Source organism: Arenimonas donghaensis DSM 18148 = HO3-R19, from assembly GCF_000743535.1.
GTDB lineage: Bacteria > Pseudomonadota > Gammaproteobacteria > Xanthomonadales > Xanthomonadaceae > Arenimonas > Arenimonas donghaensis.
Map to the genome: position 1 here is coordinate 1 of NZ_AVCJ01000025.1, position 3207 is coordinate 3207.

Consider the following 3207-nt stretch of genomic DNA (forward strand, 5'->3'; position numbering starts at 1 on the left):
TCATTCAAGCCGACGTCGCTCCGCGACGCGGCTTAACTCAGGTGTTAGGCCGTTCATCGGACTCGAAGGTATGCGTAAAGCAGCTCGAATCATCGCGATCTTCACCCTTCTCTATGTGGCATCGGTTGCGGTGATATGGATAGGCCTTCCCGAGTTGGTTGTCTGGAATCGAGGCAATTGCATTGGGGCAACGTCATTCACTTGCTCCACTTCAGCTTGGGTGCTTTCCTACTGGTGGCTGGCGTTGCTTCCAATCCTGGTCGTGCTAACGATCCTGCTCGATCTGGCCATAGGCAATCGGCGTGCGACCTAACCATTCATTCAAGCCGACGCCTTCGGCGCGGCTTAACTCAAGGCGTTAGGCCCTATGCGTCGGTACCAGCTCGACAGAGATGCCACGAGCGGGGAGCGGATCCTTGGCGCTGCTTTGGTCTCGCTGCTCGCACTGGCTCTCGGAGTCGCGTCCTACTACATCTGGAGATCGGCATTTAGGTCGGGAGAGGCGGATCTACTCCTTGTGACCCTTTCAGTTGTTGCAGCGGTTGGTTGCTGCTTGCTCCTCAGGAGCCTATACAAGCACTTGGCAAAGTCGCCGACCCGACCGAGCCCAAAGGCACTAATGATCGCCGCCCACACCTTGCTGTTAATGGGAGTTGGATCTTTGGCGTTCGCAATCTTTCACGGTTCCAAGGCCCCTCACGTCTACTCTGCAGCGGTCGTTTCAATCGCGATGGGTCTGAGGCATATTCATGCTCAACGGCGCCGGTGAGGGCCTAACCAATCATTCAAGCCGACGCCTTCGGCGCGGCTTAACTCAAGGCGTTAGGCCGATGAGCGCTCTAGAAGCTGCCTATCTTCTACTTGTCTGCATGCTTCTACTGCTGCCCATAAAGTTCGTCTTGGGTGGCCATCTGGCGCTGAGCCTCCGCCACGACTGGCCGCAGGATTTTCGAGCAGTCGGATCGCCGTCTTGGAAGGAGGTTCTTTGGCCCTCGGCCTTGCCTGGCGAGTTCTACGGTTCCATATTGTTCGGGCGCTTTCGGCAACTTCCATCCTTCAGTTCGCGCCTTTCCCGCTTCTATATCGCATGCGCAATCGTAGCTTGGGCACATGCGATAGTCGTTTCGCTTCTTGTTCTTCTGCTCCTCTGGCACTTCTTCCTTGGGCCCGCGCTCTCGGACATTGCGTCGCAGGCCTAACTAATCATTCAAGCCGACGCCTTCGGCGCGGCTTAACTCAAGGCGTTAGGCCGAGAATGCAGCGCGATTTCGACAAACTTCTCGCTCACTACGCAACCGTCACCGACGGTTCCAGTGTGCTGTTCGTCGAGTCCTTCCAAGAACTGTGTCACAAGCACGGAGTCACTCCCGATGTCTTGTCTCACGCTTTCGCCCGGGAGGTAGCCGAGCGCCTCGTGTCGGACCGAATAGACTTCGAAACCGGTGACTTCGCAATCAACGATCTCTTCTGGGCAAGCGACTGCTCGTTGACTGGCTTCGCATTGGATGTATTTCACGCTTTTGAGGATGGCGAGATTATGTCCCCTCACTACCCACCCGGTACTATTCCCTGGAAGGACTACACTCTTCCTGCACTCCGTGAGGCTTTGGCACGGGACGAGGAGTCCCGGGGGCCTAACTAATCATTCAAGCCGACGCCTTCGGCGCGGCTTAACTCAAGGTGTTAGGCGGCAGATGGAGGGCTCGTGAACCTGACAGTCATACTGCTCGTAGCGCTGGTACTGCTAAACGTCGCGGCCTCGGTACTGGTCCTTAGGTCCGACGCTCTCTCTGGTGCACAGCGCGCAATGCAACTCGGGTTGGTCTGGCTTATTCCTGTCCTTGGCGCAGTCTTCTGTGCAGCAGTCGTCCGTTCCCAAGCTGCGGAGGTGGCGGCAAACGGCACAATCGATCCGCTTTACTTGCCCGGGGACGGCGGCGGCCCGGATGGCCCAGGTGTCGGCATCGGCATATGCGGTTGCAGCGGTGCGGATGGCGGGGGTGGTGACTAATGCTGCCGCCTAACCAATCATTCAAGCCGACGCCTTCGGCGCGGCTTAACTCAAGGCGTTAGGCCCGTCGCTAGCTCAACGACTTCGGTGCCGACGCGGCCTGGCCCGCTACCCTGCTTCGGGCAGTCTTGAGACCCCCATTCGGTGTGACGCGGCGGCTTGGGCAGGCGTCCCGCCCCGCGGCCAGACTGGGTAGCGAAACTTTCTCGGCCCTGGGTAGCCCTGGGGTGTTGCAGCCCCGGGACTTCGGAGCTAGCGTCGCCTAACTATTCATTCAAGCCGACGTGGCTCCGCGACGCGGCTTAACTCAAGGCGTTAGGGGTCACAATGCGATTTGCGCTGGCTCTGGCGGTTACCTTCCTGGCTGGATGCGCGCATTGGCTCGGCCCCGCCGATGGCACCATTTATGTTGTGGGCACCACCCCTGGCAACGACTCCTGCCGACTTGCTCTCTCCCCTGCGCACATTCCTACGCAAACCAATGGTCGCTTGGTTTCAGGCGCGTTTCGGGAGGCCTTTACGGTCCAGCCGTCCAAGAGTGGGCACCGAGCCCAATTGAGCTGCCAGGGATCAATTGTCGCCTCGCGGGAATTCAAGTACGGTCGCGACGTGCGCATTGGCGGGGACCTGCCCATTACGGCTAGTGACCCCTAACTATTCATTCAAGCCGACGTGCCTCCGGCACGCGGCTTAACTCAAGGCGTTAGGCCCGTCGCTAGCTCAACGACTTCGGTGCCGACGCGGCTTGGCCCCGGCGCCCTGCTCCGGACAGTCTTGAGACCCCCATTCGACCTGGCGCGGCGGCTTGGGTAGGCGTCCCGCCCCGCGGCCAGACTGGGTAGCGAAACTTTCTCGGCCCTGGGCAGGCCTAGGGTGTTGCAGCCCCGGGACTTCGGAGCTAGCGTCGCCTAACTATTCATTCAAGCCGACGTGCCTCCGGCACGCGGCTTAACTCAAGGCGTTAGGTGCCTCGATGAAGCGCGTCGCCACTCTGGCTCTAATGATCTCGCTGCCGGCCTACGCCGGAGCTATTGACCTCCCATGCCCAGAGAACATTCAGACCTCTCAGTCGATCGAATCCAACCATCCAGGCTGGCGCGCAGCTAGCTCCAATATTCGCGCCAAGAACGGGATCTCGACCCACCTCGGACGGCCGGTCGGCTTCAGTAGCGGCCCCGCCCGAGAGGGCGCCCTCC

Annotated in this window: 3 protein-coding genes; all 3 read left to right on the top strand. The window is 59.8% G+C overall.

What is annotated here, in order from left to right:
- The coding region (locus N788_RS14980; protein WP_211250712.1) for a hypothetical protein at nt 1-313 on the top strand (313 nt) is incomplete at its 5' end.
- 942 nt (nt 314-1255) lie between these two features.
- Nucleotides 1256-1642, top strand: a complete 387-nt coding sequence (locus N788_RS10110; protein WP_034224629.1) for a hypothetical protein — start codon at nt 1256-1258, stop codon at nt 1640-1642.
- Nucleotides 1643-2984: 1342 nt separating this feature from the next.
- Nucleotides 2985-3207 (top strand): STY0301 family protein (locus tag N788_RS14985; protein ID WP_211250713.1); only part of this gene is annotated, 223 nt, incomplete at its 3' end.

Bases quoted from the DNA above. Each gene is read 5' to 3' on its own strand.
- N788_RS10110 (WP_034224629.1), top strand. From the start codon at position 1,256: ATGCAGCGCGATTTCGACAAACTTCTCGCTCACTACGCAACCGTCACC.